The organism is Mycolicibacterium sp. SMGY-1XX, from assembly GCF_059132455.1.
This window is the reverse complement of sequence record NZ_CP101139.1, coordinates 1931676-1956742: the sequence shown is the minus strand read 5'-3', so window position 1 is coordinate 1956742 and position 25067 is coordinate 1931676. Positions and strand designations below refer to the sequence as shown.

At 69.2% G+C, this 25067-nt stretch carries 20 protein-coding genes and 2 riboswitches; of the genes, 5 read left to right on the top strand and 15 right to left on the bottom strand.

Going from position 1 to position 25067, the window contains the following annotated elements:
* Positions 1–20: 20 nt before the first annotated feature.
* From NL241_RS09595 to cobT, 4 genes are read left to right on the top strand one after another with little or no spacing between them, the layout of a single operon-like run.
* Complete coding sequence (locus NL241_RS09595; RefSeq protein WP_494397390.1) at positions 21–2012, top strand: VWA domain-containing protein; 1992 nt, start codon at positions 21–23, stop codon at positions 2010–2012.
* Positions 2012–2626: a cob(I)yrinic acid a,c-diamide adenosyltransferase gene (gene cobO / locus NL241_RS09590; RefSeq protein WP_487691234.1), complete on the top strand. Its 615-nt coding sequence runs from the start codon at positions 2012–2014 to the stop codon at positions 2624–2626. Before NL241_RS09595 ends, cobO begins: the two co-directional genes overlap by 1 nt.
* Entirely contained in the window at positions 2623–5019 is a 2397-nt protein-coding gene (cobBC, locus tag NL241_RS09585; RefSeq protein ID WP_494397389.1) for a bifunctional hydrogenobyrinic acid a,c-diamide synthase/histidinol phosphate aminotransferase CobBC, read from the top strand. The genes cobO and cobBC overlap by 4 nt, the downstream gene beginning before the upstream one ends.
* 8 nt (positions 5020–5027) lie before the next feature.
* A complete protein-coding gene (gene cobT, locus NL241_RS09580) occupies positions 5028–6071 on the top strand; it encodes a nicotinate-nucleotide--dimethylbenzimidazole phosphoribosyltransferase (RefSeq protein WP_494397388.1) in 1044 nt (347 codons plus the stop codon).
* 5 nt (positions 6072–6076) lie between these two features.
* Here cobT and NL241_RS09575 read toward each other — a convergent pair whose 3' ends face one another.
* A complete protein-coding gene (locus NL241_RS09575; RefSeq protein ID WP_494397387.1) occupies positions 6077–6601 on the bottom strand; it encodes a bifunctional adenosylcobinamide kinase/adenosylcobinamide-phosphate guanylyltransferase in 525 nt (174 codons plus the stop codon).
* 23 nt (positions 6602–6624) lie between these two features.
* Here NL241_RS09575 and NL241_RS09570 point away from each other — a divergent pair, with 23 nt between their 5' ends.
* The gene (locus tag NL241_RS09570; RefSeq protein WP_494397386.1) at positions 6625–7608 is read left to right on the top strand and encodes a cobalamin biosynthesis protein; all 984 of its coding nucleotides are present in this window, start codon (positions 6625–6627) and stop codon (positions 7606–7608) included.
* A gap of 6 nt (positions 7609–7614) precedes the next feature.
* On the opposite strand, the gene NL241_RS09565 is transcribed toward NL241_RS09570, so the two are convergent.
* From NL241_RS09565 to pcaH, 14 genes are all read right to left on the bottom strand, one after another.
* Positions 7615–8379 carry an ABC transporter ATP-binding protein gene (locus tag NL241_RS09565; protein ID WP_494397385.1) on the bottom strand — a complete coding sequence of 255 codons (765 nt, stop codon included), beginning with the start codon at positions 8377–8379 and terminating at the stop codon, positions 7615–7617.
* On the bottom strand, positions 8376–9371 hold the full coding sequence (locus NL241_RS09560; RefSeq protein WP_494397384.1) for a FecCD family ABC transporter permease: 996 nt from the start codon (positions 9369–9371) through the stop codon (positions 8376–8378). Before NL241_RS09560 ends, NL241_RS09565 begins: the two co-directional genes overlap by 4 nt.
* Positions 9372–9394: 23 nt before the next feature.
* Positions 9395–10402 carry an ABC transporter substrate-binding protein gene (locus tag NL241_RS09555; protein ID WP_494397383.1) on the bottom strand — a complete coding sequence of 336 codons (1008 nt, stop codon included), beginning with the start codon at positions 10400–10402 and terminating at the stop codon, positions 9395–9397.
* A 54-nt stretch (positions 10403–10456) separates the two neighbouring features.
* Positions 10457–10643: riboswitch (cobalamin riboswitch) on the bottom strand.
* Entirely contained in the window at positions 10639–11376 is a 738-nt protein-coding gene (locus NL241_RS09550; RefSeq protein ID WP_494397382.1) for a cobalt-precorrin-6A reductase, read from the bottom strand. It overlaps the preceding riboswitch by 5 nt.
* On the bottom strand, positions 11373–12836 hold the full coding sequence (locus tag NL241_RS09545; RefSeq protein ID WP_494397381.1) for a cobyric acid synthase: 1464 nt from the start codon (positions 12834–12836) through the stop codon (positions 11373–11375). Before NL241_RS09545 ends, NL241_RS09550 begins: the two co-directional genes overlap by 4 nt.
* Positions 12836–13582 (bottom strand): precorrin-6A synthase (deacetylating), encoded by a 747-nt coding sequence (gene cobF / locus NL241_RS09540; protein WP_494397380.1) that lies wholly within the window; start codon positions 13580–13582, stop codon positions 12836–12838. The genes NL241_RS09545 and cobF overlap by 1 nt, the downstream gene beginning before the upstream one ends.
* The gene (cobN, locus tag NL241_RS09535; protein WP_494398277.1) at positions 13583–17146 is read right to left on the bottom strand and encodes a cobaltochelatase subunit CobN; all 3564 of its coding nucleotides are present in this window, start codon (positions 17144–17146) and stop codon (positions 13583–13585) included.
* Positions 17147–17185: 39 nt separating this feature from the next.
* Positions 17186–17325: riboswitch (cobalamin riboswitch) on the bottom strand.
* Between the two features lie 82 nt (positions 17326–17407).
* A complete protein-coding gene (locus NL241_RS09530; RefSeq protein WP_494397379.1) occupies positions 17408–18847 on the bottom strand; it encodes a cytochrome P450 in 1440 nt (479 codons plus the stop codon).
* 163 nt (positions 18848–19010) lie between these two features.
* Complete coding sequence (locus NL241_RS09525) at positions 19011–20855, bottom strand: sugar phosphate isomerase/epimerase and 4-hydroxyphenylpyruvate domain-containing protein (RefSeq protein WP_494397378.1); 1845 nt, start codon at positions 20853–20855, stop codon at positions 19011–19013.
* Between the two features lie 5 nt (positions 20856–20860).
* Positions 20861–21310: a type II 3-dehydroquinate dehydratase gene (gene aroQ, locus NL241_RS09520; RefSeq protein WP_494397377.1), complete on the bottom strand. Its 450-nt coding sequence runs from the start codon at positions 21308–21310 to the stop codon at positions 20861–20863.
* Positions 21311–21313: 3 nt separating this feature from the next.
* Positions 21314–22495 (bottom strand): bifunctional 3-oxoadipate enol-lactonase/4-carboxymuconolactone decarboxylase PcaDC, encoded by a 1182-nt coding sequence (pcaDC, locus tag NL241_RS09515; protein ID WP_494397376.1) that lies wholly within the window; start codon positions 22493–22495, stop codon positions 21314–21316.
* Positions 22492–23697: a lyase family protein gene (locus tag NL241_RS09510; RefSeq protein WP_494397375.1), complete on the bottom strand. Its 1206-nt coding sequence runs from the start codon at positions 23695–23697 to the stop codon at positions 22492–22494. Before NL241_RS09510 ends, pcaDC begins: the two co-directional genes overlap by 4 nt.
* A complete protein-coding gene (gene pcaG, locus NL241_RS09505; RefSeq protein ID WP_487691203.1) occupies positions 23694–24263 on the bottom strand; it encodes a protocatechuate 3,4-dioxygenase subunit alpha in 570 nt (189 codons plus the stop codon). The genes NL241_RS09510 and pcaG overlap by 4 nt, the downstream gene beginning before the upstream one ends.
* Positions 24260–25060, bottom strand: a complete 801-nt coding sequence (pcaH, locus tag NL241_RS09500; protein WP_487691457.1) for a protocatechuate 3,4-dioxygenase subunit beta — start codon at positions 25058–25060, stop codon at positions 24260–24262. Before pcaH ends, pcaG begins: the two co-directional genes overlap by 4 nt.
* Positions 25061–25067: the final 7 nt, after the last annotated feature.

Sequence of the window (25067 nt, the reverse complement as noted above, 5' to 3'; positions counted from 1 at the left end):
GATCATGAGCGGAGCTCCTCATGCTGCAGCTGTATCCCTTCTCCGCCGTTCTCGGCGCCGACCCGGACGCACCCGGCGGCCTCGACGACATGGCGCTGGCGCTGTTGCTGACCACCGTGTCACCCGGCATCGGCGGCGTGCTGGTGCGCGGCCAGAAGGGCACCGCGAAGTCGACGCTGGTGCGCGCACTCACCGAGGTGCTGCCCCCGATCGAGGTGTACGCCGGCGACCGGTTCTCCTCCGACCCGGGCGACGAGCACGCGATGTCCCCCGACGGGCCCTTCGACGCCGAGCGGATGATCGAGACCCGGCCCGTGCGCCTCGTCGAACTGCCGGTGGGTGCCACTGAGGACCGGGTGGCCGGATCGATTCATCTCGAGCGCGCGCTCAGCGACGGCACCATCAACTTCGAGCCGGGGCTGCTGGCCCACGCGCACCGCGGCATCCTCTACGTCGACGAGGTGAACCTGCTGCATGACCACCTGGTCGATCTGCTCCTCGACGCCGCCGCCATGGGCCGGCTGACCGTGGAGCGTGACGGTGTATCCGTCACGCATGCAGCCAGATTCGTGCTCGTGGGCACCATGAACCCCGAAGAGGGCGAACTGCGTCCGCAGCTGCTGGACCGCTTCGGTCTGACCGTGGAGGTCGCGGCCCCCCGAGATCCCGCCCTGCGGGCCGACGTGGTGCGACGCCGACTCGCCTTCGACGCCGACCCCCAGGAGTTCCGGGCCCGCTACGCCGACGCCCAGCACCGGTTGCAGCTGCGCATCCAGCGCGCTCAAGACCTGGTGGGCCAGGTGCAGCTGTCCGACGAGATGCTGTTGAAGGTCACCGAAGTGTGCGCGGCTTTCGAGGTCGACGGACTGCGCGCCGATATCGTCACCGCGCGCACCGCCGCCGCCCACGCGGCGTGGCAGGGCCGCGAACACATCACCGTCGAGGACATCCGGGTGGCCGCGCGCCTGGCCCTGCCGCACCGGCGCCGGCGCAACCCGTTCGACGCGCCCGGGCTGGACGAGCAGGCCCTCGACGACGTTCTGCCACCGGAGGCTCCCGACACCGAGCCCGATCCTGACCCGGATGGCCCCGATGACGACGGGGGCGGCGAGAGCGCACCCGAGGACATCTCCCCGCCCGGGGACGGCGACGGCACGCAGAAGTCGCCGGGCCAGGGGACCCCCGCACCGGTGGGTGCGGGTGAGCCCTACCGCGCCAAACTGTTCACCGTCAACGGAGTCGGCGAAGGACAGTCCGGCCGCCGCAGCCGCGCCCGCACCGCCGCGGGGCGCCGGGTGGGTGCCACCCGGGTCGACGGAGACGGCCACGGCATCCACCTGGTGGAGACCGTCCGCGCTGCCGCACCGCACCAGATCACGCGGGGTCGCACCGCGGGCAGGCTCCGGCTGCACAGCCAGGATCTGCGCCGCGCGGTGCGGGAGGGCCGCGAATCCAACCTCGTGCTGTTCGTGGTGGACATGTCGGGGTCCATGGCGGCCCGCGAACGGATGCGCCACGTCAAAACCGCCATCTTGTCGCTACTGCTGGATGCCTACCGGCGCCGCGACCGGGTGGGCCTGGTGACCTTCCGCGACACCGGCGCCGAGTTGACCCTGCCCGTCACCGGGTCCGTGGACATCGCGGCGCGGCGCCTGGAGGACCTGCCCGCCGGCGGGCGCACACCGCTGGCCGAAGGGCTGCTGGAAGCCGCCGATGTAGTGCGCCGTGAACGGCTGCGTGATCCCAGCCGGCGACCGCTGCTGGTGGTGGTCACCGATGGCCGCGCCACCGCCGGACCCGACGCGGTGGGCCGGTCCCGCCAGGCCGCCGACATCCTGGCCGCCCGAGGTGTCAGCTCCATCGTCGTCGACTGCGAAACCGGCCGTATGCGTATGGGTTTGGCGCGCACCCTGGCCGAACACCTGGGTGCGGAGTACACCGCGTTGACAGCGCTCAATGCCCAGGCGCTGACCGAGATCGTGCACGGCGCAACGCGAGAAGGGGCGGCCTGATGCCTCAGGGACAACCGTTGACGGTGCCCGACGACCGTCTGACCACCCGCCAACGCCGCAACCGGCCACTGCTCATGGTGCACACAGGTGACGGCAAGGGAAAGTCCACTGCCGCATTCGGTTTGGCGCTGCGCGGCTGGAACCAGGGCTTTCGTATCGGAGTCTTCCAGTTCGTGAAATCGGCGAAGTGGCGCATCGGTGAGCAGACCGTGCTGGAACGCCTCGGTGCCCTGCACGACGAGACCGGCGAGGGCGGTCCGGTCGAGTGGCACAAGATGGGCTCGGGCTGGTCCTGGACGCGTAAACCGGGCACCGAGGAGGACCACGCCGTGGCCGCCGCCGAGGGCTGGGCGGAGATCAAGAAGCGGCTGGCCGCCGAAACCCACGAGCTCTACGTCCTCGACGAGTTCACCTACCCGATCAACTGGGGCTGGGTCGACATCGACGACGTCGTCGAGACACTCGCGAACCGCCCCGGCCGCCAGCACGTCATCATCACCGGCCGTCGCGCCGACCCGAAACTGGTCGAGATCGCTGACCTGGTCACCGAGATGGGTAAGGTCAAACACCCGATGGACGCGGGCCAGAAGGGCCAGCGAGGCATCGAGTGGTGACCACAGCGCTGCCCCGCTTCGTGGTGGCGGCACCGGCTTCCGGACACGGAAAGACCACCATCGCCACCGGTCTGATGGCGGCGCTGTCCGCGCGTGGCCTGTCGGTCAGCGGTCACAAGGTCGGCCCCGACTACATCGACCCCGGGTATCACGCCATGGCCACCGGTAGGCCCGGCCGCAACCTCGACCCGTTCATGGTGGGTGAGGAGCGAATCGTGCCGCTGCTGGTGCACGGCGCGGCCGGCGCGGACGTGGCGGTCATCGAGGGTGTGATGGGTCTGTTCGACGGGCGCCTGGGCACCGACGGCGAGTCCTCGAGCGCCCACGTCAGCGCACTGACCGCGTCACCGGTGATCCTCGTCGTCGACATCTCGCACGCTTCGCGCACCCACGCCGCCGTCGTCACCGGGCTGGCGCACTTCGACCCGGCGGTGCGGATCGCCGGCGTCATCTTGAACAAGGCTCGCACCGAGCGGCACGCCGACGAGGTGCGTCAGGCGTTGGCGCACCGCGATATTCCGGTTCTGGGTGTGCTGCCCCGTGATGCGGGTGTCGAGATGCCGTCACGGCACCTCGGTCTGGTCCCGGCCGCCGAACGCGTGGAATCCGCAGCCACCCTGCATCGGCTGCGCGAAGTGATCGAGCAGCACGTCGATCTCGACGCGGTGCTCGACATCGCCCGGCAGGCACCTGCTCTGGAGACCCCGGGGTGGGATCCCGCTGCCGAGGTGACACCGCGCCCCGGCAGCCGGCCGGTGGTCGCGGTCGCCGGCGGCCGGGCGTTCACGTTCCGGTACGCCGAAACCGAGGAACTGCTCACCGCCGCCGGCTGCGAGGTGGTGGAGTTCGACCCGTTGACCGATGCGGCGCTGCCGCCCGGTACGGCGGGCATCTATCTGGGTGGCGGCTTTCCCGAGGTGCACGCCGGGGATCTGGCCGCCAATGCGGCGTTGATCGCCGAGCTCCGGGATGCCATCGCGGCCGGGGTGCCCACCGTCGCCGAGTGCGCGGGACTGACTTATCTGTGCCGCACCCTGGAGGACATCCCGGCGATCGGCGCCGTGGACGCCACCGCGGCGATGACGCCGAAACTGACGCTGGGCTACCGCACCGCGATCTCCGCCGGGGACTCCCTGCTGGGCAGGGCCGGCGAGGAGATCACCGGCCACGAATTCCACCGCACCCGGGTCACGCCTGAGGCCGATCCCGAAACCCAGTGCGCCGCTTGGCTTCTTCCCGCGGGCGCGGAAGGATTCGCCGGCCCGACCCTGCATGCGTCGTATCTGCACATCCATTGGGCCGGCCACCCGCAGCTGGCTCAGCGATTCGCCGACGCCGCCCACGACTATGTGGCGTCCTGCCCGCCGCCGGTGGATCTGCGGCATCACGGTGACGCCGAGCTGGGCTCCGGATTGCTGGACTTCGCCGTCAACGTCTACGCGGGTCCGCGCCCGACCTGGCTGGACGACGCGCTGCACCGTGCCGTCGACCAGTCCGGCGCCTATCCCGATGCCGCGCAGGCTCGTTCGGCGCTGGCCGCCCGGCACGGCCGCGCGGGCGAGGAGGTGCTGCCGACCGCCGGTGCGGCCGAGGCGTTCTTCCTGATCGCCGGCCTGCGAGCGTGGCGACGGCCGGTGGTGGTGCACCCGCAGTTCACCGAACCGCACCTGGCACTGGAGCAAGCCGGTCACACCGTCACCACGGTGTTGTGTTCTGCCGACGACGATTTCGCGTTGCGGCCCGAGATCGTGCCGGACGACGCCGATCTGGTGGTCGTCGGCAACCCCACCAACCCCACCGGTGTGCTGCACCCCGCGCAGACGATACGCCGGCTGCTGCGGCCCGGCCGGGTGGTTGTGGTGGACGAGGCGTTCATGGACGCGGTGCCCGGTGAGCCACAGACCGTGGCGGGTGAGCGGGTGCCGGGATTGCTGGTGACCCGCAGCCTGACCAAACACTGGTCGATCCCCGGGATCAGGGCCGGTTATCTGCTCGGTGACCCTGCGCTGATCGCCGACGCGGCCCGGCACCAGGTGCCGTGGTCGGTGTCGACACCCGCGATCGCCGCCATGCGGGTGTGTGCGGACGACCGTGCGGCGGCGGAAGCTCAGCGCCGGGCAGAAGAGTTGCGGCACTGGCGAACCCACCTCGCTGAAGGTCTGCGGCACCGTGGCGTCCGGGTGATCCCCGGCGCGGCACCCTTTGTGCTGGCCCACGTCGGCGACGGTGTGCACGCCGCGCTGCGGGGTGCCGGTGTGGCGGTACGGCGCACCGACACCTTTCCCGGCCTGGACGGTGGTTGGATTCGCATCGCGGTGCGCGATCACGCCACCACCGACCGACTGCTGGCCGCCCTCGAGCGAATCATCCGCCAGCCCCTTTCCGTTTCCTAGGAGAAGCCATGCACTCCATCGCCCCGCCCCCGGCCGACGTCGCTGCCGCGGCAAGAGCTCGGCTGGCCGGTCTGGCCACCCCACCCGGCGCACTGGGCCGGCTGGGTGAACTCGCGGTGTGGCTGTCGGCCACCCAGGGCGATGTTCCGCCGCGTCAGCTGGACAATGTGCGCCTGGTGATCTTCGCCGGCGATCACGGCGTCGCCGCACACGGGGTGTCGGCCTTCCCGTCATCGATCACCGCCGCCACCGTCCGCGCCGCGCTGATCAAGAAACTGGGGGTCAACTCCCTGGCCTCAGCACACGGGGTCGACGTCCGGGTGCTCGACCTCGGTGTCGACGACGATTTCGCCGACCTGCCCGCCGATGTCAGAAACAGACTGCAGGCGTACAAGATCCGCCGATCCAGCGGCCCCATCCATCTCGAGGACGCGCTGACCAACGAGCAGGCGCACGCCGCCCTGGCCGCGGGTGCCGAGGTGGCCGCGCAGGAGATCGCCGCGGGCGCGCAACTCCTGCTCAGCGGCGACCTGGGTATCGGCAACACCACGCCCGCCGCGGCCATGGTGGCCGCCGGCCTCGGACTGCCGGCCGAGGAGGTGGTGGGCCGCGGCAGCGGGATCGATGATGCGGGGCTGCGGCACAAGGCCGAGGTCATCGAGGCTGCGCTGGCCCGGGTCGGTGACCGCGCTGGCGATCCAGTGCAGACATTGGCCGCACTCGGCAGCGCTGACCTTGCTGCGTCCACGGGATACCTTGTCACCGCGGCACGTTCGGGTGTCCCGGTGCTGCTCGACGGGCTGATGGCGGTGGCGTGCGCCCTGACCGCCGACCGGATGAACCCCGGAGCGGCGGCCTGGTTCGCGGCGGGGCACCGCTCCACCGAACCGGCACAGAGCCTGGCGTTGGACAAGCTGGGCCTGGCACCGGTGCTGGATCTGGGTCTGCGACTCGGTGAAGGGTCCGGCGCGGTGGCCGCGGTACCGGTGTTGCGCGGCGCGGTGGCCGCACTGCGCGACACGGCGCTACTGACGGAACTGCTGCCGGGTTGAGCAGCTCACAGCTTCAGGACACGACCGGCGATCACCAGGTGCACTTCATCGCAGACCGCGGCCACGCGCTGGTTGACGGTGCCGAGCAGATCACGGAACAGCCGGCCCGATCGGTGTGCGGGCACCACACCGAGGCCCACCTCGTTGGTCACCACCACCGCCTCGGTCACCGCGCCGAGTGCAGCGCACACCGTGTCGAGATGGGCGCCGATGGCCGCGGACGCCTCGCCGGAAGAGCCCTCCCACAGCTGCTCGGCGTCCATGATCGCCGTCAACCAGGTACCGAGACAGTCGATCAGCACCGGACCCGGCCGGTCGGCGAGCACCTCGGCCAGCGCGCTGCTCTCCACCGTCGACCAGCTCTGCGGACGGCGCTGCCGGTGCAGCGCCACCCGGGCATCCCAGTCCGGGTCGGTGCCGTCGGTGGCGCGCCCGGGTGCCACATACGTCACGCCGGCGACACCGTCCAGCAGCGCCTCGGCGTGACCCGACTTGCCGGAGCGCACACCACCGGTGACAAGGATCCGCACCCGCCCATCGTAGGTGTAGGCCGATGCTGAACCCAACGACCTGGCAGGCCGCCGGTCTGGTCCTGGGCCACGCCGCTGACCGTCTCCTCGGCGATCCTCGCCGGGGCCATCCCGTGGCCGGATTCGGCCGTGCCGCTTCGGCACTCGAACAGCGGATGTACGGTGACAGCCGCGCGCGTGGCGTTGGGTACCAGGTTCTGCTGGTCGGGGCCGCGACGGGACTGGCCGTCACCGCCCAGCGCTGCGCCCGCCATCCCGTGGCGCAGGTGCTGGTGACCGCGGTGACCACCTGGGCAGTGCTCGGCGGCCGTTCACTCGAACGGGAGGCGCTGGCCGTGCACCAGTTGCTCGAAGCCGATGATCTCGACGGGGCCCGGCGCCGGTTGCGCAACCTGGTGGGCCGCGACACCTCCGCGCTGACACCCGACGAAGTGGCCCGCGCCGTCGTCGAATCGGTGGCCGAGAACACCAGCGACGCGGTGGTCACATCGTTTTTCTGGGGTGCGGTCGCCGGGGTGCCGGGTCTGGTGGGGCACCGGGCCGCCAACACCCTGGATGCGATGGTGGGCCACCACAACGCGAGATACGAGCGATTCGGTTGGGCCGCCGCCCGATTCGACGATGTCCTGGGCTTCCCCGGCGCCCGCAGCGCCGGTCTGATCACAACGATCCTGGCCCCTGATCCGCGCGGAGCGCTGCGCGCGTGGCGCCGCGACGCCCGTGCTCACCCCAGCCCCAACGCCGGGGTGGTCGAGGCCAGTTTCGCTGGGGCGCTGGGGATCCGGCTCGGCGGCACCAACACCTACTACGGCAACCGCGTCGAGCACCGCGCGCTGATGGGTGACGGCCGCGCCCCGGTGCCGAGCGACATCCCGCGGACCACCCGGCTGGCCCGCCGAGTCGGCCTGGCCGCCGCCCTACTCTCCGCGAGCGCGCGTGTCTGCACGCAACACACCGGGCTTTTTCGTACCAACACGCGCGCTCGCCGAGGGCTTTTTGCACGCTAGTGCGGCTCAGCGCAGCGGCCGGCCGAACCGCACATGCGGACGGCCATCCTCCAGGTGCACCGTTGCCTGCACTCCATACACCTGCGCGATCACGTCCGCGGTGAGCACCCTGGCCGGTGGACCCGCGGTGTGCACCCGCCCGTGCTGGAAGATCACCAACTCCTCGCAATAGGCCGCGGCCAGGTTGAGGTCGTGCAGCGCCATCAGCGTGGTGGTGTCGGTGGAGGTCACCAATTCGAGCAGTTCCAGTTGGTGCCGGATGTCGAGGTGGTTGGTCGGTTCATCCAACAACAGCTCGGTCGGCTCCTGCGCCAGGGCCCGCGCGATCTGCACACGTTGTCGTTCCCCGCCGGACAGCGTGGAATAGCGCCTGTCCAGCAGCATTTCGATTCCTGTTGTCACCGAGACTGATTCCACGATCTCACGGTCCCGGGCCGACATAGGCGACCACGGCTGCCGATGCGGCAGGCGACCGAGCTCCACCACGTCACGCACCGTGGGCTCCTGATCAGTGGTGGCCTCCTGGTCGACGACCGCGAGCCGCCGCGCCACCTGGCGCCTGCTCATCGTCGACACGACGGTGTCGTCGAGGCGAACCACCCCCGAGGAGGCGGGGCGAATCCCCGCCAAGAGCCGCAGCAGCGACGACTTCCCCGAACCGTTGGGGCCGAGCAACCCGACGGTGCCGCCGGCGGCGACGGTGATGTCCACCCCGTCGACGATCACCCGGCCATGGGTATACCAGGTGACCCGGCTGGCGCACAGGCTCATCCGCTTCTCCTGCGCCGCAACAGAATCACCACGAAGGCAGGTACGCCGACGATCGCGGTGGCCACTCCGACGGGAAGTTCCTGCGGGGCGATCACCACCCGGGCCGCCGTGTCCACCCACACCAGGAAGATCGCCCCGAGGATGGTGGCCGTCGGCACCAACACGCGGTGCCTGGTCCCCACCAACGCCCTCGCCGCGTGCGGCAGCACCAGACCGACGAACCCGATGGCACCCGAGGTCGACACGATCACCGCAGTCACCAGCGCGGTCACCACCAACAGCAGCAGCCGGATCCGTCCGACCGCCACCCCCAGCGCAGCGGCGGCGTCCTGACCGAAGAGGAACGCGTCCAGCGTGCCGGCGCAGGCCCAGCAGATCACCACTCCCAGGATCACCAGCACCGCACACACCGCCACATCGCGCCAGGACGCGGTGCTCAGCGACCCCAGCAGCCAGAACAACACTCCCCTGGTCTGCTCGGCGTCCGCCGACCTGAACACGATGAACGATGTCAGCGCCGAGAACAGTTGGGTGGCAGCCACTCCGGCGAGGATCATCCGGTCCATCCCGCCCCCGGCGGCGAACGCGAGCACCAGAACCAGGCCGAAAGCGACGATCGCGCCGACGAAGGCGCCGGCCGCCAGTCCGATCGCCCCGGCGCCGATACCGAGGACCACCACCGACACCGCACCGGTCGACGCTCCCGAGGCGACGCCGAGGATGAACGGATCGGCCAGCGGATTGCGCAACAGCGACTGCAGCATCACGCCACACAGCGCGAGCCCCGCTCCGCACGCCGCGGCCAGTAGCGCGCGGGGCAGTCGCAGCTCCCAGATTATGCTCTGCTGCAGCAACGACAGCTGAGAATCGGGGCCGCCGAACCGTTCGAGGACGGCGGCGAATGCGTCGCGGGGCCCGAGATCCGACGGCCCGATGGTGGTGGCGGCCGCGACCGACACCAACAGCAGTACCAGCCCCGCCGGCCAGACCACAGCCGGGGAGCGCAGCGCGCTGCTCAGCGGGCCAGACCGAACTGCGCCAACCCGCCTGCGACCTTCTCGATGGCGTCCGCCATCCGGATCGACGGGTTGAGCTCGGCGCCGGCCAACGGGATGTAGCGTTTGTTCTTCACCGCCGTCATCTCGCGGGTGACGGGATTCGATTCCAGGAAAGCGATTTTCGCGGCGGCGTTCTCAGCGGTTTGGCTCTTGCGGGTCAGGTCGCCGAGGATCAGCACATCGGGATCACGCTGCGCCACCGTCTCCCAGTTGATCTGCGGCCAATCCTCCGGAGAATCCTCGAACACGTTCTTCAACCCGAGGGTGCGGTTGATGACACCAGGCCCGCCGCAGCACCCGGCCATGTACGGCGACTCGGAGTTGGCGAACCAGTACAGCACTGTGGTGCCGGCCGTGTCTCTCCTCGAGGCGGCGGCCACCCGGTTCTGCATGTCAGCGACGAGTCCCTCGGCGCGGGCCTGTTCGCCGACCAGGGCACCGAGGTCACGGATCTCGGTGTAGATGGCGTCGATCTCCAGTGTCTCGGTGCGCCGGCCGTCGGAATTGCCGGCCTCTTTGGTGCACTCGACAACCGACATGTACGACGGGACGCCCAGTTTCGCCAGATCCTCCGGAGTGGTGACGCCGCCGGGACCGAGGGTGCCCTGCAGCGATGCGGTGACCAGATCGGGCTCCGTGGCGAGAACCGTCTCGAACGACGGCGCCTGGTCGGCGAGCCGCTCTACCGTGGCGTTGTCGGCCTCCAGCGATGGCAGGATGGGATCGGTCCAGCCCGCGGCACCCACCATGCGATCGGCGGCGCCGAGCGACAGCAACATCTCCGTGCTGCCCTGGTTCAACGAGACGATGCGTTCGGGTGCCTGCTGGATCGTGACCTCACGGCCGCAGTTCTCGATCGACACGGGGTAGCCCTGGGCGGGGGCGGCGGAGGGTTGCTCCGCAGAATAGCTGCACCCTGCCAGGACGAGGGCAAAGACGGCAAACACGAACAACTCTGGTCGCATGGCGATCCTTCACATCAGGGGGTCCAACAGCGAGACCCGATGACCTCACCGCGACGGGTGTCGCGGCTGCCAGCAGGTTTTCGGACTCGGAGATCGTCCTCGGCGGGCTGCCTTCCCAGGAGCTACGCTCCCAGTGGCTTACACATGCCCGCTTCGTCACTCCACACCGCTGCGCGTCAGCCCCGGAGTCGCACCGGGTTCCCTGCTCCATACGGAGGCGACTGGCAACTGCCAGGTTACAGTGCCCGCACCCAGGCAGCGGCCTCTTCCACGCTGGACACCGTGATGACGCCGGCGGGCACCTCGGGGCGGCGGACGATCACCACCGGCAGTCCGAGCTCATCGGCGGCCGCCATCTTCGGCCAGGTGTACTCACCGCCGGAGTCCTTGGTCACCAACACATCCGCCCGATGGTCACGCAGCAGCTCCAGTTCACCCGGCAACGCGTACGGACCACGGTCGTGCTGCAGTCGCCACGACGGCGGCACATCCACGTCGGGATCGTCGACCACCCGCGCCAGCACCGCCAGCTCGTGCAAGGCAGGAATGAAGCGCGCGAGTTGCTGTCGTCCGATGGTGAGCACGGGTCGCTGCCCCAGTCGCGCGGTGAGCACCGCCGCCTCGTCATGCGAATCCACCCACTGCCAGGACGGTTTTGCGCGGTCGGACCAGCCGGGTCGCTGCAACCGCAGCAGCGGGCGCTGGGCGGATCCGGTGGTGCAGGCGGTGACGGCGTTCTGGGACATGGTCATCGCGAACGGGTGGGTGGCGTCCACCACGGCGTCGTAATCGGCCAGGGCGCTGCGCAATCCGTCCACTCCGCCGAATCCACCGACGCGGACCGGGCCGACAGGCATCCGCGGCCGGGCCACCCGACCGGCCAACGAACTCATCACGTCGATCCCGTCGGCCACCAACTCCGCAGCCAGAGCCCGGGCTTCGGCGGTGCCGCCGAGGAGCAACACCCTCGTCACGGTGCTCCCGGCGGAAGGAACGGAAACCCCGCGGGTGCACCATTGGTCACCAGCGCCAGCAGCGCATCGACGTCGAGGTGCTGTTCGACCAACTGTCCCAACAGATCCAGCCGCCGCTGCCGGGCTGCCGGGAAGCTCACCCCGGACGGCGCCACCCCCAGCGTCTCGCCCAGGAACGCCGAACGCAACGCGTCGCCTTCGAGCGAGCCGTGCCACATGGTCCCGAAAACCTGCCCGGCGCGGGCCCCACCGAGGAATTCGTCGACCCCGGCGCCGCGGGTGATGCGGCCGTGGTGTATCTCGTACCCCGAGGCCGGCACCCCCAGCCCGGTACCCTGCGGCAGGCGCAGCACTTTCGCCGCCGCGAACGTCGTCTCCACATCCAGCAGGCCCAGCCCGGAAACCTCCGCGGGCTGCCCCTCGATACCGTCCGGGTCACGGATCACCCCGCCGAGCATCTGGAAGCCACCGCAGATCCCGATCAGGGGCTTGCCTGCAGCCACATGCGCCACGATGGCACGATCCAGTCCTCGTGACCGCAACCAGGCCAGGTCGGCGATGGTGGCGCGAGTTCCCGGGAGCACCACCAGGTCCGCGTCGCCGAGCGCCCGCGGGTCGGAGACGAACACGACATCCAAACCGGGTTCCAGACCCAGGGCGTCGACGTCGGTGAAGTTGCTGATCCTGGGCAGCCGGATGACGGCCACCCGGCGGGCTGCATCCCCGGAGGAACGTCGGCCCTCGAGGTCCAGGGCGTCCTCGGAGTCCAGCCACAGTTCGGGATGCCAAGGCAGGGTGCCGTAAACGCGCCGTCCGGTCACCCGTTCCAGGTCACGCAGACCCGGGGCCAGCAGGTCGAGGTCACCGCGGAACTTGTTGACGACGAACCCGGCCACCAGTTCCTGATCCTCGGGTGAGAGCAGCGCCACCGAACCGAGGAACGCCGCGAACACCCCGCCGCGGTCGATGTCACCGACCACCACCGTGGGGAGGCCGGCGTGCCGGGCCAGTCCCATGTTGACGTAATCGCCTGCGCGCAGGTTGATCTCAGCGGGGCTCCCGGCACCTTCGGCCACCACCACGTCGAACCGGCCGGCCAGGTCGTCGAAAGCCGCGTGCGCTGTCGTGGCCAGGGCGCGCCGGCCGTCCAGCCAGTCCGCCGAGGACACTTCGCCCCAGGGCTGCCCCATCAGCACCACATGGCTGCGGTGATCACTGCCCGGTTTGAGCAGCACGGGATTCATGGCCGCCTCGGGTTCGGCCTCGGCGGCCAGGGCCTGAACCCATTGCGCCCGGCCGATCTCAGTGCCCGTAGCGCACACCATCGAGTTGTTCGACATGTTCTGCGCCTTGTACGGGGCCACCTTGACACCCCGGCGGGCCAGCGCCCGGCACAGGCCGGTGGTGACCACGCTCTTGCCCGCATCGCTGGTGGTGCCGGCCACGAGGATGCCCGGCATCAGTTCTTCCTCACCAGGAACAGGTCCATCACCCAGCCGGCGTCGGCCTTGGCCGCCTCACGCGCCTCGGCCATGGCGGGATACACCTCACCGAGCCGGCCGTGAACCAGACGTTCGCCGGGCGCGCCGAGATTGGCGCCCCACCACAGCGTCCAGTCGTGTAGGCCGGACAGGTCGAGCCGCTCCGGTGGTGGATTGAGCATGGCGACGATGTTGTCCTGGCCCGCCGCCACCGCCTCCTGCAACCGCCTGCCGGTGGTGATGTGCACCGGACGGCCCACCTCGTGTAGCACGATCCGATGCCGGGCTGCGAGCAGCTGCGGGGCGCTGATCCCCGGCAGCACGTCCAGTTCCACCGGGACGCCGAGCTCACGGACCTTTTCGACGATCCGGATGGTCGAGTCGTACAGCGAGGGGTCCCCCCACACCAGGAACGCCGCCGTCCCGCCGCGCTCCCGCAGTACGGCGGCGTATTCCGCCGCCCGGGCCGAATGCCAATCCGCTACGGCACCTTCGTAACCGGAGGTGCTCAGCCCGGCCGAGCGGTCTCGTTCCGGGTCGCGGACCACCACGATCGGCACCGAATCCGTGTGGGCAGCCAGGATTTCACGCCGCAGCGCCAGCAGCCCGTCGTCATCGTTCTTCTCCGCTGCCAGTACGTAATCCACGTCGCGCAGCGCCGCGGCCACCTCCGCGGTGACGTGCTGGGGGCCCATCCCGACCCCGAGAATCCGGACTTCTGTCACCTACCGGTCCTCCAGATCACCCTCGACCTCGAGATATGCCTGCTGCAACGCGGCCAGTGTTTCCGGTGACGGTTCCGCCCACAGGCCACGGTCGGCCGCTTCCCGCAGCCGCTCGACGATGCCGTGCAGCGCCCACGGATTCGATTTGTCCAGGAATTCCCGGTTCGTCGGGTCGAGCACGTACTCCTGAGCGAGTTTCTCGTACATCCAGTCGTGCACCACCCCGGCGGTGGCATCGAACCCGAACAGGTAGTCGACGGTGGCGGCGAGTTCGAACGCACCCTTGTACCCGTGTTTGCGCATGGCGGAGATCCAGCGTGGGTTCACCACCCGGGACCGGAACACCCGGGCGGTCTCCTCGGCCAGGCTTCGGGTTCGCACCGCATCGGGTGTCGTCGAATCCCCCACGTAGGCCTTGGGATCCGAGCCGGTGAGCGCGCGGATGGTGGCCACCATGCCGCCGTGGTACTGGAAGTAGTCGTCGCTGTCGGCGATATCGTGCTCGCGGGTGTCGATGTTCTTGGCAGCCACCTTGATGCGCGAGTAGTTGGTGCGCATGTCATCGGCGGCGGCCACCCCGTCGAGACCACGGCCGTAGGCGAAGCCGCCCCACGCGGTGTACACCTCGGCCAGGTCCTTGTCGTCACGCCAGGTGCCCGCCTCGATCACCTGCAGGATCCCGGCACCGTACGAGCCCGGCTTGGATCCGAAAACCCTTGTGGTGGCGCGACGCTCATCACCATGCTCGGCCAAGTCGGCGCGGGCGTGGGCGGCCACGAAGTTCTGCTCGTCGGGTTCGTCGAGGGTGGCGACCATGCGCACGGCGTCGTCCAGCATCGCCACCACATGTGGGAAGGCGTCGCGGAAAAAGCCGGAGATCCGCACCGTCACGTCGATCCGGGGTCTGCCCAGTTCCTCGAGGGCGATGATCTCGAGCCGGCTGACCCGGCGGGATGCCTCGTCCCATTCCGGCCGAACCCCCAGCAGTGCAAGCACTTCGGCCACGTCGTCGCCGGAGGTGCGCATGGCGCTGGTGCCCCACACCGACAGACCGACCGACTCCGGGTAGGCGCCGGTGTCGTCCAGGTAGCGCTGCACCAGCGATTCGGCCATCGCCTGACCGGTCTGCCAGGCCAGCCGCGACGGCACCGCCCGCGGGTCGACGGTGTAGAAGTTGCGGCCCGTCGGCAGCACGTTCACCAGCCCGCGCAACGGGGATCCGGATGGGCCGGGGCGCACGAAACCACCTGCCAGTGCGTGGATCACGGCGTCGAGTTCACCAGCGGTACCGGCCAGCCGGGGCACCACCTCGGTGGCGGCGAACCGCAGCACCGTCTGCACCTCGGGGTCGTCGTGCAGAGTGGCCGCCACGGCGGCGTCCCAGCCGGCCGCCTCCATCGCTTCGACGAGTCCGCGGGCCCGGGTCTCGATCTCGTCCACCGCGGCGGTTTCGGCCTCCTCTTTGAGACCGAGCGCGGCGCGCAGCCCGGGCACGGCGTGGTCGCGGCCACCCCACACCTGGGCGGCCCGCAGAATGGCCAGCACCAGGTTCACCCGGGCCTCGCCCTCGGGTGCGCCGCCGAGCACGTGCAGGCCGTCGCGGATTTGGGCGTCCTTGATCTCGCACAGCCAGCCGTCGACGTGCAGCAGGAAGTCGTCGAATTCCTCGTCCTCGGGACGGTCGTCCAAGCCGAGGTCGCGGTGCATCTCCGCGGCGCGCATCAGGTTCCAGATCTCGCCGCGGATGGCCGGCAGCTTGGCCGGGTCCATCGAGGCGATGTTGCCGTACTCGTCGAGGAGCTGTTCCAGTCGCGCGATGTCGCCGTAGGTCTCGGCCCGGGCCATCGGCGGGATCAGGTGATCGACGATGGTGGCGTGTGCGCGGCGTTTGGCCTGCGCGCCCTCACCGGGGTCATTGACCAGGAACGGGTAGATCAGCGGGAGACTGCCGATGGTGGCGTCGGTGGCGCAGTCGGCCGACAGCGCGGCGTTCTTGCCGGGCAGCCATTCCATGGACCCGTGCTTGCCCAGGTGCACCACGGCGTGCGCACCGAAACCGTGCTCCAGCCACCGGTATGCGGCCAGGTAGTGGTGACTGGGCGCCATGTCGGGATCGTGGTAGATCGCCACCGGGTTCTCGCCGAAACCGCGTGGCGGCTGGATCATCAGCACGATGTTTCCGGCCCGCAACGCGGCCAGCACGATCTGCCCCGCGTCGTTGACGAAGAGCTTGCCGGGCGCTGGACCCCAGGCTTGTTGCATCTCTCCGCGCAACCCCTCGGGCACGTCAGCGGTCCAGGCGGTGTACTGCTCGGCACTCACCGTCACGTGCGCATCGGTGAGTTGTGTTGTGGTGAGCCACTCTTCGTCCTGACCGCCGGCGGCGATCAGGGTGTGGATCAACCGGTCGCCGGCCTCGGTCTCGTCTTCGATACCGAGCACACCGAAACCGTCGCCGACGTCGTAGCCGTCGGCGGCCAGTCGGCGCAGCAGGCGCACGGTGGAAGCCGGGGTGTCCAGGCCGACGGCGTTGCCGACGCGGGAATGCTTGGTGGGGTACGCCGAGAGCACCAGCGCAAGCTTCTTCTCGCCGTTGGGAACTCGGCGCAACCGGGCGTGGTTGACGGCGATCCCCGCGACCCGGGCGCACCGTTCGGGGTCGGCCACGTAGTGCGGCAGACCGTCTTCGTCGATCTCCTTGAACGAGAACGGCGCGGTGATGATCCGGCCGTCGAACTCGGGGATGGCGATCTGGTTCGCCGAGTCCAGCGGGGTCACGCCGTCGTCGTTGGCGTCCCAGTCCTCGCGGGACGACGTCAGGCACAGGCCCTGCAGCACCGGGATGTCGAGGGCGGCCAGCCGCTCGATGTCCCAGGAGCCGTCGTCACCGCCGGCGCTCACCCCGGCCGGTTTGGACCCGCCGGCGGCGAGCACGGTGACGATCAGCGCGTCCAACGTGCCGAACGCTTGGTAGAGCTCCTCGGGAGCGCTGCGCAGCGACGACGCGAAGATCGGGACACCCACCGCGTCGCCGGTGGCGTCGATGGCATCGGCCAGTGCGTGCGCGAACCCGGCGTTACCGCTGATCTCGTGGGCCCGGTAGTACAGGATGCCGATCCGTGCTGCTCCGTCGGTCTGCTCGGGGCGCTGACCATAACCCCACTCGGGGATCACCGCCGGCGGCTCGAAGCCGTCGCCGCTGAGCAGCACGGTGTCGCAGAGGAACGCGTGCAGTTGCCCGAGGTTGGCCGGGCCGCCTTCGGCGAGATAGGCGTGCGCCTGCGCCGCCAGCCCGATCGGCACCGTCGAGTTCTCCATCAACTCGGGGCTGGGCTGACGCTCACCGCCGAGGACCACCATCGGCAGGCCGCTGGCCCGCAGGGTCTCCAGTTCGGTGCGGATCTCGTCGGAGGACCCGAGCACCCGCATCACCACCACGTCGGCGCCGGCCAACACCGGCTCGAGCGGCTGGCGGGCGGGATTGCCCAGGTTGTAGGCCGCGCCGCTGGCGCGGGCCGAGAGCAAGTCGGTGTCCGAGGTGGACAGCAGGGCAATACGGGTCATGTCATCAGGCATGATCGGCCTCCCCGGGGTTCGCGCCCCTCGCCGTGGATCCTCGCGGCCAGTGTCTGGCTGTGACCACCGGCGGCCTCACGGCGCCGTGGCCTTCACAGTGGCGGAACCGCCCCGGATTCGCACCGGGTTCCTGCTCCACGAGGTGTGTCGCGACCAGCCTAGTGCAGAAGCCTGCCCGAGCCGACCACAGGTGTTCGAGACTGCGGCCACGCCCGCAAAACCCGCCCGAACACCGGTGTCACCGCAGTCTCAACGCTGGGAGCGTCGCCGGCGCAACCCCAGCCGGAAACCCTTCGGCATCAGAGTCAGCCGCTCGGCCACCTGCAGCTCGTAATCCGGGTCGGCGATCAGGTCGTAGCGCCGGATCAGCCAGCCGAGCACCAGCACCGCTTCGTGCAGGGCGAACTGTCGCCCGATGCACGAGCGCTCGCCGGTGCCGAACGGTTTGTACAGGTGCGCCGGCCGGGCGCGCAGGTGTTCGGGGGCGAACCGGTCCGGGTCGAACTCGTCCACCGGCTTCAAGCCGGGCGCGGTCCATTGCGGGGCGCGGTGCAGCGTGGTGGTCAACGCCAACACCCACTCGTTCTTCCCGATGGCGTACCGTCCCGCCAGCACCGTGTCCTCCCGGGCCGACCGGTAGTAGGCGGGCACGGTCGGTTGCAGCCGCAGCGATTCGTCGAGCACACGACGCACATAGCGCAGCTTGGCGATCTGCTCGAATTCCGGTGCGTCGTCTCCCCACACCCTGTCCACTTCATCGCGGGCGCGGGAGAACACGTCGGGATGGGTGGACAGGAAGTAGAGTGCGAAAGACAAAGCACCGGAAGTGGTTTCGTGGCCGGCGACCAGGAAGTTGATCAACTGGTAGCGGATGTTGGCCTCATCGAGTGCGGGCCGGCCGTCGTCTGGAGAGTCCGGGCTGGGTGCCAGCATGATCTCGAGGAGATCATCGTGGTGCCCCAGCCCTTCGGCTCTCCGGCCGGCGATGATGTCGTCAGCGATCCGGTGCATGGCGTCGGCATGCCGGCGCACCTCGCGTTCATAACGATTCGCCACGAACTTCGGCAGGTAGGTGGCCCGGAACACCCCCAGCCGGTCAGCTCCCACCAAACCGGCCACCATGTGCTCCACAAAAGGATGCGGTTGCTCGGAGTGGAACGCGCCGAATGAGTAACCCGCCGCGCAGCGCCCGATGGTTTCCAGCGTCACCCGGGTGGTGTCGGCGGAGACGTCGACGGACTCCCCCGAGTCGGCATGCGCATCCCAGGCGGCGGTCAACTCCGCGGCCGCGTCGAGCATCGTGGGGTGGTAACTCCGCATGGCCGCCTGCGAGAACGCCGGCATCAGCAGCATGTGCGCCTTACGCCAGTTGGGTTCGTCGTTGTGGGCGGTGAACAACCCGTCACCACCCATGACCCGTAGCGCCACCATGTCCGGGCCGAGGTGCTTGCAGAACCGGGTCTCGTCGTTCAGTTCGGTGACCACCTCCGGACCGGCGGCGACCACCCACCGGGCACCCAGAAAGCGGAATTCGAACAGCGGGCCCAGCTTTTGGGCGAGGTCGGAGACGGACTGGGCGGGCTCGTCGCCGCGGAAACTCAGGACGTCGCCGAGCAGGGGCACGCGTCGGGGCGGATGCGGAATCCGGCGGTCCTGGATCGCCCGGCCGCTGCGAATGTGAGTCGTCATGAGCTGTGTCCAATCAAAGCCGGCCGGCACCTGTCGTTCCCCGATTACTGCGGACAGGGTAGTTCGACGTGCCACCGATTTTGATGCTCTCGTTGCTCGAGACTCACTCTGTGCGGCTCACTCCGACAAGACGAACACGATGGGCCGTCCGGCCGTCACCGGATCACCGGGTCGACGGGGCCTTCCCGCGGCGCGCGGCAACGTGTGCGGCCATCCGGATCGGCGCATCGGCGAGGGGACGGCCCCGATAATTGCCGCGGCGCTCGATCAGCTCGAAGTAGACCTGTGAGCCGATCACCGTGGTGTAGGCATGGAAATACTCGCCGTCCGCGCTGCGGTCATAGAGAATGTCGAGTCGCCGCAGTACGTCGACGAACTCGTCGCTCAGGTGCAGCCGAGCCTGAAGGTCGACGTAGTAGTTGTCGGGGATATGCAGGATCGGGGCGTCCGCCGGCAACGCGTTCAGGGTGCCGACGATGTCGTCGGTGGTGAACGCGATGTGCTGGGGCGTCTGAACACCGGGCGTCCACCTACCCCGGCGCAGCACCGGACCATCCAGGGCCATCCCGAAACCGGAGGGGTGGGGTGTCCGAAGCAGATGACTGCGCACCAGCCCGTAGGGGCCTGGATATTCCGCCACCTCGTCGGTTCGCATCCCGAGCACCGAACGGTAGAACAGCACACTCTCGTCGAAGCGGTCGAAGGGCGCCGTGACAGAGATGTGGTCGAGTCCGGTGACACCCGCGCCGACGGCGTCGCCGTACCCGGGCACCGGGTCGAAGTCGCGTCGCCAGTCGAGGCCTCCCCGCCCGGTGGAGACGAAGAACACGGACAGGCCGTCGGGGGCTGCGACGGCCGGCAGATCGGCTTCGCCCGGCCGCACCACACGCGGGAGCGCCGCCACGTTGAGGTGTTCGGCCGCCGCTGCGAACCCCGCGGGGTCCTCGGCGTCGAATGCGACCGCGGCAATGGCCGACGAGTCGTCCTCGGCCGCGTCGGTCGTGACGCTGATGAGAATGGTGGCATCTGCCTGCGTCCACGCCGTGACCTTTTTCGATCGGTGCGTCGACGACCGCTCGAATCCCAATGCCGACAGCGCGTGTTCGGCCACGCCGAGGTCGGTCGGGGTGACACTCAGCTCGACAAACGCTACATCGATCGGTCGTGACGGTCGGCTGCCGTCGAGGCCGGCTTCCAGAGCACCCAGGGAGCGCACCGCATCAATGGCGGTACGCACGGGTGAGGACTGGCGGAAGACGTCGTTGAACACCTCCAGCGACAGGGGGCCGCGGTACCCGGCCGCGAGTACGGCGCCGGTGAAGGCGACAAGGTCGAACGCCCCCTCGCCTGGGAAAAGGCGGTAGTGCCTACTCCACTGCAGCACATCCATGTCCTTGTGCGGTGCATCGGCCAACTGGAGGAAGAAGATCTTCTCACCGGGAACGTCGGCGAGCTCATCCACCGTGGAGGACCTCGACAGGATGTGGAAACTATCCAGGCAGAGACCCACGGCAGCGTGGTCCGCGCGGCGGACCGCCTCCCAGGACCGGGTCCACAGGTCAACGGTGCGCCCCCAGGCCAGCGCCTCGTAGGCGATCCGCATCCCGCGGCGCTCCGCGAGCTCGCCCGCCGCCCGCAGTTGCGTTGCCAACTGGTCCAAGTCGGCGACCGCGTCGTCCGACGCATTGGAGCACACCAGGATCAGGTCGACCCCGAGTTCGGCCATGACGTCGAATTTGCGGTCGAGTCGGCGCAGGTTGCGTTGAAACTGCTCCGGGTCGGTACTGTCGAGATCCCGGAAAGGTTGGTATAGAACGATTTCCAATCCCAGGTTGTCGCACTGCTCCCGGATCTGCTTCGGGCTCGATGTCGACGCGACGAGGTCGGGCTCGAACAGTTCGATCCCCTCGAAACCGGCGTGGGCCGCGGCGATGAGCTTGTCATCCAGAGTTCCCGACAGGCAGACCGTGGCGATGGTCTTCATGTGATGTTGGTGTGTGAGAGTCATTGCCGCTACCTTTCTTTCGCGACGAGGGCGCGGATGGCCCACTCGTAACCCGCGGCGCCCAGGCCGACGATGATCCCGGTAGCAGCAGGTGACACGTACGAGTGATGCCTGAAGGATTCCCGCTGATGGACGTTCGAGATGTGCACTTCGACGACGGGGAGGTCCACACCTCTGATCGCATCGTGCAGCGCAAGCGAACTGTGGGCGAGCGCACCGGGATTGAACACGACTCCACGCAGAGTGCCCTCCCGGTACTCGGCTCCCGCGGCATGGATCCGGTCGATCAACACACCCTCGTGATTGGACTGCAGGAACTCCACGCCGACATCGAGAACGTCGCCGACACTTCGGCAGAGTTCCTCGATGTCGCCCAGGGTGGATGTCCCGTAATACGCGGGTTCACGGGCGCCGAGAAGGTTGAGGTTGGGTCCGTTCAACACGAGAACTCTGGACATCGGCTACGCAGCTCCTCCGCGTGAATCGAAGTCCGACAGCACGTCCGAGGCGATGCGGAACGCGGTGTTGGCGTCGGGGACACCGCAGTAGATGGCTGTCTGCATGATCAGCTCGGCGATCTCGTCGTTGCTCAGGCCGTTGCGTCGGGCAGCACGCAGGTGCATGGCGAACTCCTCGTGGTGGCCGCGCGCGATGAGGGCGGTCAACGTGATCATCGAGCGGCTGCGGCGGTCCAGGCCTGGACGGGTCCAGATGCCACCCCAGGCGTACTCGGTGATCATGCGCTGGAAATCCGCGGTCAGCTCCGTGGTGGCGGCCTGTGCGCGATCGACGTGGGCGTCACCGAGAACCTCGCGTCGCACCGCCATTCCCCTCTGGTACACCTCGTCGACGGTTCTGGCTGCGGCCCGCCACGGCAGTCCCACCCGCTGCGCGATCAACGCGGCCACCCTGTCAGGGGCCTCCGCCGGAGCGAGGTGACCGACCGCCTCCAACACCACCAGTTCACCGTTGGTGACCTCAGATGCGATTCGCTGCAGTGACTCCGGCGGGGTTGGAGTGTCATCGCTGCCCGCGACGGCGAGCACGGGGATGGCGATCTCAGGCAGCCGGTCGACGACGTCGAATGCGGCCAGCGCTTCGCACGCCCGCGCATAGGACTCCGGGTCGGTGTGGCTCAGGCCATCGACGAGTGCTGCAGCAACGCCGGGGCGTTGCTGGGCGAACCCGGGCCCGAACCAGCGCCGGGGGGCGTCGGCAACCAACGCGGCCATGCCCTCGGCGCGTACGGTCGCTGCGCGATCCCGCCAGCCGTCCGGGGTGCCGATGGCCGCGCCGGTACACAGCAGGGTCGCCGTCCCCACCCGATGCGGGACGTCGAGCGCCAATTGCAAACCGACACAGCCGCCCAGGGAATCGCCCGCGTAGTGGAACTGCTCGGCGCCGAAGTGATCGGCGATCTCCACCACCGCGGCCGCCAGTTCGGCGATGGTGAAGGAACCGGCGGGGCCGCTTCGTCCATGCCCGGGCAGATCCCACCCGACCACGCGCGCCTCCGCGGTCAGCGCCTGCGCAACCGCACCCCACAGGATCGCCGCCGAGGTGCCGAGCGAAGGGCCCAGCAGGATCACCGGCCCCTTGTCTGGTCCACCGAAGTCGACGACGCCCAAGGCGGGAATGGTCACGACGGCTCCTCGGAGAGACGCCGGGCGCGGCTCACCGCCGCGTCGATCAACCGGTCTGCGATGCCGGTGTATCGGGGAAGGGCTGTGCGACCGGTCAATTCGGTCATCGCACGTTGCTCGGAGAGCAGGCCCTCGGCGGCGGCGAGGTTGTCGGCGGTCCGCGTCTCGTCGACCTTCAGGCCGGTGACGAGTTCGGAGGTGTGTGCGGCGGCGACGACGGTATGCCGGGCCAGCGTTCTCAGCGTCGCCCATTCCGCGTGCCAGGCGCCGTCGGCGCGTTCATCGACACTCGCGGCCGCCGCCGCGTGCAGAACGGCGCCCAGCGGAGCCGCGGTGAGGGCAGCGCGCCGGATCAGCACCGAGCGGACCGGATTGGCTTTGTGCGGCATGGTCGACGAGCCTCCCCCGCTGCCCTCGGCGAATTCGCCGACTTCCGGGCGGCTGCCCGTCGCGACGTCGGCGGCGATGTGGCCCCAGGCGTCACAGCAGGTCACCAGCGCGTCCCCCATGCGGGTGATCGTCGATCGGGTGGTGTGCCAGGGCGGCGCGGGCGCCAGGCGCAGCTTGTGGGCCAGGGCATCGCTGAGGGCGGTGGCACCGTCGACCGATCCCGACAATTCGGTTGCCGCGGCGAGGGTGCCCACCGCCCCCCCGGCCTGGACGGGGAGCGAGGACACCAGTCCCGCCAGCGGTTCGGCGGCGTCCAGCACGCCCGTGAGCCACCGGGCGATTTTCGCGCCGAGCGTACTGGGCAAGGCGGCCTGGGTCAGCGTACGGGCGAGAGCCCTTGTATCTCGGTACCTTTCGGCGAGGGCGGCCAGGGCACTGGCCTGGGTTGCGCACTCGTCGGTGATCCTGACGAGCACGTCACGCATGCACAGGACCAGTGCCGTGTCGATGACGTCCTGGCTGGTTAGCCCGCGGTGCAGCCAGCGCGCCGTCGCCGGTTCGGACCGCTCTCGCAGCAGTGCGACCAGGGCGCTGACCGGGTTGCCGTCCGCGTCGGCGCGTCGAGCGATCATGTCCGCGTCGTCCCTGACCACAACGCTGCTGAGTGCTGCCCGCGCGTCGCGCGGCGCGATACCCGCGTCGACGAGGCCATCGAGCCACGCCTGCTCGACGGCCACCATGGCGGTGAGGAACGCCCAGTCGCTCATCAGGTCACCCGCGCGGTGGTCTCCCGGCCAGAACAGGTCGGTCATCGGTGATGCCCCGGGTAGCGCAGGAAAACGGTTTCGGGGGCGCCTGGTGCGTCCTGCAGTTGAATGTCGAAATGCAGGCCGCCGGCGTCCCGTCTGGCGATCAGGGTGTCGCGCCGCTCGGGCGGAAGCGAAGCCAGGAGCGGATCGTTCGAAAGATGGTCGCCCGGCACGTATGCGCGCGTGAACAGCCGGTTGAGCAACCCCCGCGCAAACACGGTCACCAGGATGAACGGCGCCGCCCCGGGCTGACACTCTCCCGGAAGGACGGTCGAGAAGCTGTAGCGCCCGTCGTCGCCGGTGCTCGCCCGACCCCACCCGGTGAAGGTGAAGCCGTCCCGGTGGAGCGAACCGGGCGAGGTCGGCACGTCACCGTCGGCGTCGGCCTGCCAGATCTCGATCAGCGCGTCGGGCACCGGCTTGCCGTTACCGTCGGCGACGACACCCGACAGTTGCACGGCCTCCGGCGAACTCGGCGGTACCAGCTCGTTGCCGCGCTCGAACGGCAGCGCATAGCCGAAGAAGGGCCCGACGGTCTGCCCCGGCGTTGCGGTCAGCAGCGTGCTCATGAGTGCTCGCCTCCGTGATCGGGATTCTCCATCGGGGTGCGCATGGCGCCGGTGAGGACGATGTCCCACCGGTACCCGGTGGCCCATTCATGGGTGGTGATGTCGTGGTCGTAGGTGGCCACCAGCCGGTCACGAGCCTTCTGGTCGGTGATCGACTGGTAGATCGGGTCGAGGCCGAACAACGGGTCACCCGGGAAGTACATCTGGGTGACCATCCGCTGAGTGAATTCCGTTCCGAACAAAGAGAAGTGGATATGCGCCGGTCGCCATGCGTTGCGATGGTTCTTCCACGGGTAGGGCCCCGGCTTGATGGTGGTGAACCGGTAGGTGCCGTCGTCATCGGTCAGGCAGCGGCCGACGCCCGTGAAGTTGGGGTCGATGGCGGCGGGGTGCTGATCACGCTTGTGGACGTAGCGCCCCCCGGCATTGGCCTGCCAGATTTCCACGAGCTGCCGTCGCACGGGTCTGCCGTCGCCGTCGAACACGCGGCCGGTGATCACCATGCGCTCACCGATGGGTTCACCGCCGTGCTGGATGGTGAGGTCGGCTTCGAGCGGGCTGACGTCGCGTTCGGAGAAGCAGGGCGCCCACAGTTCGACACCCTCCGGATCGGCGTGGTGCAGGTCTTTGGTCGGGTGGCGCAGCAGACTGCTGCGATACGGCGTGTAGTCCAGTCGGGGCTGTGACTCGTCGACGCCGCCGCGTTCGTACTCGGACGCGATGGTCAGCATCTCCGCGTTGATGGCCCGTTGACTTGCGGTGGCGCTGTCGGGATCGGAGTCGATGTTCGCCGTCAGGTCTTGC